The organism is Microcystis aeruginosa LEGE 91341, assembly GCF_015206885.1.
GTDB lineage: Bacteria > Cyanobacteriota > Cyanobacteriia > Cyanobacteriales > Microcystaceae > Microcystis > Microcystis aeruginosa_H.
The window spans coordinates 1-6,452 of record NZ_JADEXY010000185.1 but is presented as its reverse complement, the minus strand read 5'-3'; the positions used below and the strand labels follow the sequence as shown (position 1 = coordinate 6,452).

General features: G+C 40.2%; 4 protein-coding genes and 2 pseudogenes. 1 reads left to right on the top strand and 5 read right to left on the bottom strand.

Annotation, left to right across the window (positions count from 1 at the left end; translation table 11 throughout):
- The 5 genes and pseudogenes from IQ234_RS19300 to IQ234_RS19280 form a co-directional block, all read right to left on the bottom strand.
- A pseudogene (locus IQ234_RS19300) lies at nt 1-379 on the bottom strand (transposase); the annotation flags it as partial.
- Nucleotides 380-722: 343 nt separating this feature from the next.
- Entirely contained in the window at nt 723-2,258 is a 1,536-nt protein-coding gene (locus IQ234_RS19295) for an oligosaccharide flippase family protein (protein WP_193958265.1), read from the bottom strand.
- Nucleotides 2,259-2,480: 222 nt separating this feature from the next.
- Nucleotides 2,481-3,212: an FkbM family methyltransferase gene (locus tag IQ234_RS21410; protein WP_228008627.1), complete on the bottom strand. Its 732-nt coding sequence runs from the start codon at nt 3,210-3,212 to the stop codon at nt 2,481-2,483.
- A gap of 86 nt (nt 3,213-3,298) precedes the next feature.
- A complete protein-coding gene (locus tag IQ234_RS19285; protein WP_193958264.1) occupies nt 3,299-3,619 on the bottom strand; it encodes a hypothetical protein in 321 nt (106 codons plus the stop codon).
- A gap of 33 nt (nt 3,620-3,652) precedes the next feature.
- Nucleotides 3,653-3,886, bottom strand: a pseudogene (locus IQ234_RS19280) (hypothetical protein); the annotation flags it as partial.
- Nucleotides 3,887-4,100: 214 nt separating this feature from the next.
- Here IQ234_RS19280 and IQ234_RS19275 point away from each other — a divergent pair.
- Nucleotides 4,101-6,413 carry a GumC family protein gene (locus IQ234_RS19275; RefSeq protein ID WP_193958262.1) on the top strand — a complete coding sequence of 771 codons (2,313 nt, stop codon included), beginning with the start codon at nt 4,101-4,103 and terminating at the stop codon, nt 6,411-6,413.
- Nucleotides 6,414-6,452 lie beyond the last annotated feature (39 nt).

Genomic DNA, 6,452 nt, shown 5'->3' with positions numbered 1-6,452 from the left:
GACCTGATAGCACCGTCAATATTTTCCCCAATACTCGCTGCTGTTCTTCGAGATTACTACTTCCTTTTTTATCTAATATCTCCCAATAGATTGCCATGGCTCTCTTGTCGTAAATTAGACTCACCATTAAGATATTTATTGTTCCCCAACTCGTCCGGTCTATGGCAATATATACTAATCCTTTTATTGTGAACCTCTCCTGCTGTTTTAACATCTCTTTTAGGCAGGGAAACCAGATTTTTTCAATGTTCAGGATTTCCAGCTTTAAAAATCTTTTTAGTTTTTTTCTCCGACTCTCAAACAGGATCGGTATTGGTAATGCTTCTGCTAATATCTCTAACTTGGCTTGCTTTAGTATTTGCAAGGTTCCAACTATCATTAACAACAGTAGATATCTGGCTCGCCCCAGTTCATTCTCTAAGACTTTCCGGTATAGTTCACTTATCATTTTCGTTATTTAGGTCATATATAGTAAATATGACTTATCTTTTTTTGGAGTCTGTGTCTGTATTCCATGCTACATAAGCTTTTCGGCTTGCTTGTCCCCCTGTCAGGTTCTGTGTCACCATTATACCATGCTCACACAGAACCTAGAAGAGCCGATATTTTACCGACAGGGCATATTCTATAGCAATCTTAAATGAGATATACGAGTATATTTGCTTGGAAAATATAGAAACAGCTTTCTAGATAAACATATCACTCAGTCTAACATTAGTTGACTAACGCTCTTTTGACAGATTCAGCTTACCACAAAAAAGCAACATAGCTCTATTTAAAGTTTTTGTTCTACCCGTACTACCAAAACATTTGTTTTCCAGATAATAAACAAATAAGATTCCAGAAAAATAAAAAATCACTAAAGAGGTAAATTGTGTTATCAATGTAGCTTTGATTGAATTGGTTACAAGGTGAAGAAAAGTAGCTACAATCATTAAAATAATAGATGATATTAAGGGTTTGATTGTCCATTTGCTGAAAGTCAACCACTTCATATTATTATGAGCATGGCGCAACAAGTAAATGACTCCTAAAATCATCATCAATTGTCCGATAACTGCATATTTAAACCCAAAATTTAGTGATAAAAAAACGAAAAAGGGAAAATAGACTAGGCCAGTAATTATAACATAAATCCAGTTTTGCTTTGCATTTCCTTTACTTAAATTTAAAAAGTATGTAACTATAGCTTGTGCATGAATATAGCCTACCCAGCAAAAAATAAACAACTGAAAACTAGCTTTGCTAGAAAATTCGGCATTGACCATAATAGTCAATAAGGCTGGACCGGCAATAATCAGTCCTGAATAGACAAAACCAGCAATTAACCCAATAAACCAGCGCAAGCGGTCTTCTATTTGTTCTGCTACCACTTCTAATTTATCTCCTTGAGCCGAGAGCATGGGAAATAAGTAGGAAGACTGCCCAGCTAACATTTGGTGAACTGTTTTATAAATTCTTTGAGCAAAGGTGTAAAAAGGTAGGGAAGAGCTGCCAAATACAGAAGTTAAAAATATTTTATCAACACCATCAAAAAATATAATTTGTATCTGAGTCATGTAAACCCATTTTCCAAAAGACCAAAGCTCAATAAACATAGCTTGATGCCAGGAAGGGGATGTCAAAAATCCTAGGATTTTAGTAACTATAAACCCCGTACATAAACAATTTAGTAAAGATAGAGTTAAACTAATTATTCCCAGAGTTAAAATACTAGGAAAGGCTTTCAAAAAAGTGATTCCAAAAATACCATTGGCTAACATAAAAGTAGTGTTGAGCTTTGTTTGCCAGTCAAATCTCTGAAGAGAAGTGAGAAATATATTAAAATAACCAGTGATTTGTTGTAACAAAAATGCCAATCCTAATAATATACAGTACCAACGTCCTATATCAGCATTGCCTTCATATTTACTCCACTGAACAATCCAAGCAGAACCGAAAGCAAAAATACAAAACCCAAACAATCCAAAAGCCAGAGAAGTTGTAAAACAGACACCAGCTATTTTCTGAATTTCTTGATAATTCTTTTCTTCATGAGCGCGACTAATCAACCGGGTTGCAGCCGCACCCAGTCCCAAACCGCTAAAGGTGTTGTTAATGCCAACAATAGTCGCAATAGCAATGGCAAATCCAGCCTCCGCTTCTCCCAACCAGCGAATCGTTAACCCAGCAAAAAGGAATCCTAGAATAGCTGTCATGAGAGAACCAATGGCAGTCCACTTAGAATTATTAACAGCTTTGGCAAGTAGATCGCTCAACTAAGTAAACTCCTTTTTGATACCGCTCTAATTACATAACATCAGTGTTCTTAAATATAGCATTCATTTGCAGTATTTCTCAACGATTTTCATGGTATCGCCATTCAAATCCCTTGCCAACTATAATATATTTATTCTCTTCTAGTAGTTTGATAATTTCCCATAAATAGGGTTGCTCTCGATAAAACTGGGCTCTTCTAGGTTCTGTGTGATAAGTTTAACTTACATAGGATCGATCAATCTTTGTGTTCTTTGTGTCTTTGTGGTTCGTTCCACCCCCTCGCTAGGAGGAATGTATCTTAGAATACATTTTACCCACCAAATCCAAGAGAGCCAAAACTGACGAAATGATAATTCAATCACTAAGTATTTGGATTTTTTTAGTAAATTCATACTGCCCTTTAAAACCTCAAGCTCAAAACCTTGAACATCTAGTTTAATTACATCAGGGATTGGTAGATTATCACTGGCATATGTTGCATCTAAAGTTCTAATTTCTACTTCCTCCATATCCTGCTGGTTTTGCGAAATACTATTAGGAAAATACTTATTTTGTTGTTCAGAATCAAGAAAAGATGCTGAAGAAGTTCCTCCTTTAATTAATAACTTATCTTCCCTTTCACCTAATCCACAATGGTAAATAACTTTGCTAGCTCTGGGTAAAGATAAAGATTGCAATTTTTCTTGATACTGAGATTGGGGTTCAAAAAAAACCACGTGTTCCAAAGTGGGACTCATTTGACTTAAAACATAAGTCCAGTGACCAGCATTTGCCCCTATATCACAGAGACACTTTGGTTGAATGAATTTAAGCAATACATCTATGGTCTCAAAACAATCTATATATCTGAATATACTTGATTCACCTCCAAAATATTCGATTCTCTTCGATAGCCGAAACATCCTACTAGAGAGACCTTTTAACAATTTAGCAAACAATAATTTTTGTTCCATGATAGTCAATTAATTATTTTGTCAATTAGTTTCACAAAAGGTTAGGTTAAATTGTCGAGACGCGATCGCCGCCATTTTCCTCAAGCTTATGATTGATTTTCTGGTTTAATTTGCCGAATCAGATGGCGGACTTCTGACAGCAAAACCTCAAAACGCTTGTCTGACTCTTCCTGTCTTTGCCTGATTTCGGCAATTTCTGCTTGCCGAACTTCATTTTCTCGCTGTTGTTGAGCAGCTATTTGTAACAGTGCTTGTGCAGTTATTCTTACCCCATCTACTGAGTATCTGACTTCCGAAACTGAGTCTCTGACTTCCGATACCGATTCTCGCAATTCCGAAACTGAGTCTGCCAATTCATCTAGCATCTCATCTGTCCATCTCGTCCGTTCCCCATTCCTTCTTGTCATGGCTTATTTTTTTCCCTTTTCAGTTTCAGTCTATCTTTGTCTGATTTCAGCAATTTCTGCTCTCCTTGCTTCATTTTCTCGTTGTTGCTGTGCGGCGATTTGTAGCAGAGCTTGTGCTGTCAATTGTAACACTTCTACTGAATCTCTAACCTCTGAAGCCGATTCCCGCAATTCCGAAACTGAGTCTCGCAATTCCAAAACTGAGTCTGCCCATTCATCTAGTATCTTATTTGTCCATCTGGGGTGTCCAGCCGAGCTTCCTGTCATGGCTGGCTTTTCCCCTTTTTTAATAATCAATTTTCTGAACGGTGGGTAGGATTATCAGCAAGCTCGACCATAAGACGAGGCTGGACAAAAATTAGCAGTTCTGGAAAAACTAAGGTTATCATTGTAGCACGGCGTTATGATTAAGCGGTGATTGATCGAGCCAGATTGCTACCGTAAAATCTTTTAATAGAGTTATCCCTTGAATATTTGATTAATGATGAACAACCAACAAAACGGGGCCTTGAAAACCCAAAGCCAAGAAAATCTGCCAGTTTTTGCTCAACCGGCTTTTATCCCCTCCCCGACGCAGGAAGAAGAGGAACTCAATCTGCGTCAATTGCTTTCCGTCATCAAGCATCGCTGGTGGTTAATCGCTGGCATCACCGCAGCAGGAACTATAGCGATCGCTGTTTATACTTTCTTAAAAACCCCTATCTATCAAGGTAAATTCCTGCTGCTCGTCGGTCAACCCATCGAGGAAAATAAAAGTTCTTCCAAACTGGCAGCCCAAGATATCCTACCTCAGTTAGGTGGTGAAGACATCGATTATGATACCCAAATCGCCGTTTTAACCAGTCCTCAACTCCTTAACCCCATCCTTAGTAAAATAACTCCTAAGTATCCCAATTTTACCTACAGTGATTTAATTAGTAAAACTGGCAAATCTGATCTCAAAATTAGTCAGTTAGAAAAGACGAAAGTTTTAGAAATTTCCTATCAAGATGCCGAACCGGAAAAAATTAAGTTGGTTTTAGACAATTTAGCCCGTCATTACCTCAACTATAGTTCTCAGGAACGAAAGACCGAAATTAATCAAGGCTTAGATTTTGTTAACGCTCAATTGCCCGTGCTGCAGGAACGAGTTAATACTCTACAAAAACAAATGCAGCAATTCCGGCAGCAATACAATTTCCTCGATCCCGATAAAGAGGCGACTCGTTTATCACAACAGTTAACCAATACTGAACAAGATTATCGGGCAGCCCAAGTTGCCCTTAACGAAATTAACTCTCGCTATCAGGCTTTACAGCAACAGGTGGGATTAGCCCCTGATCAAGCAATTATCGCTACTTATCTCAGTGAATCTCCCGGTTATCAAGATTTGCTCAAGCAGCTGCAGGAAGTGGACGTAGAACTGGCCAAACAATCGGCAGTTTTTGCCAAGGATAGCCCGATAATCGCCACCCTAGAGGAAAAACGGGCTAATTTACTGCCCCTACTGCAAAACGAAGCCCAGAGAACTCTAGGGGAAAAACTGCCCCAGACAGTGGGTAATTCCCCGGCTTTGGTGTCACAGAGCGCTTTGCGGGTACAATTAACCCAACAATTGGTGGAAGCCGCTAACAGTCGCCAAACTCTAGAAATTAAGGTAAAATCCCTTGCCCGGGCCCTCGAACAACAGAAAGCCTCGGTCAAAAATCTGGCGGTTTTAGCCCGTCGCTATACGGATTTGCAACGAGAATTGGAAATCGCCACCACCAGCCTTAACCGTTTTCTGGAGCAACAGCAAAAATTACAGCTACAGGTGGCACAACAAGTGGTGCCTTGGCAACTAATTTCCCCACCAGAAGTAGAGGAAAACTTCGTTTCCCCTAAACCCTTGCGAAATCTGGCTTTAGGGGTTATCGGTGGCCTTTTATTAGGACTGGGGGCAGCCTTTTTAGCTGAAAGATTAGACCCCGTTCACCACAGTGCAGATGAAATAAAAGAAGATACCAAACTACCCCTTTTGGGCGCAATTCCCTGGCAAAAAGACCTCGGTATGATCGAAAAAGTGATCACCGCCGCCCTACCTCAGTTAACAGTCGGTGATCGCAAAATTACTATCCCTAATAGTACTGGGAAATCGGCCGACGAAAACCCCTCCTACTATAATTTCTCCCCCTTCTCGGAAGCTTTCCGCACCCTCAACACCAATATTCGCCTCCTCGGTTCCGATTCCCCCCGCAAGTCCCTCGTGATTAGTTCTGTATCACCAGGAGATGGTAAAACCACCATATCAATGAATATCGCTAAAGCGGCCGCTGGTATGGGACAAAGAGTTTTACTGGTGGATGCCGACCTGCGACGACCCCAGGTTCACCTGCGACTTAATCTCGATAACGACCACGGCCTTAGTAATGTCCTCGCCGAGGGTCTCGATTGGAACGAAGCGATTCAACCTCTACCCCGCTACGAGAATTTATCGATTCTTACCGCCGGTCCCATTCCTCCGGATCCAACCCGCTTGCTTTCTTCCCAGAGAATGCAGGAGATGATCTCGCAATTACAGCAAGAGCAAGCCTTCGATCTAATTATCTACGATCTACCACCGATCGCCGCCTTTGCTGATGCGAAAATTCTCGCCGCCATGGCCACCGGACTGATTCTCGTCACCAAACTGGGCAAAACCGATCGCTTTGTGCTTAAAAATCTGCTCGAAGATATGAGATTATCTCACATTTCTGTGTTAGGTTTAGTGGCTAATAATGTTAGTCGGAAAGACCACAATTATCGTTACTATGGCCATTACTACGGGAAGAGATAATTAAAATAAAGATAGATCCCCCCTTAATCCCCCCTTAAT

Excerpts from the sequence above, each read along its gene's own strand:
- IQ234_RS19285 (WP_193958264.1), bottom strand. The coding sequence starts at position 3,619 with ATGACAAGAAGGAATGGGGAACGGACGAGATGGACAGATGAGATGCTA.
- IQ234_RS19275 (WP_193958262.1), top strand. The coding sequence starts at position 4,101 with ATGATGAACAACCAACAAAACGGGGCCTTGAAAACCCAAAGCCAAGAA.
- IQ234_RS21410 (WP_228008627.1), bottom strand. The coding sequence starts at position 3,212 with ATGGAACAAAAATTATTGTTTGCTAAATTGTTAAAAGGTCTCTCTAGT.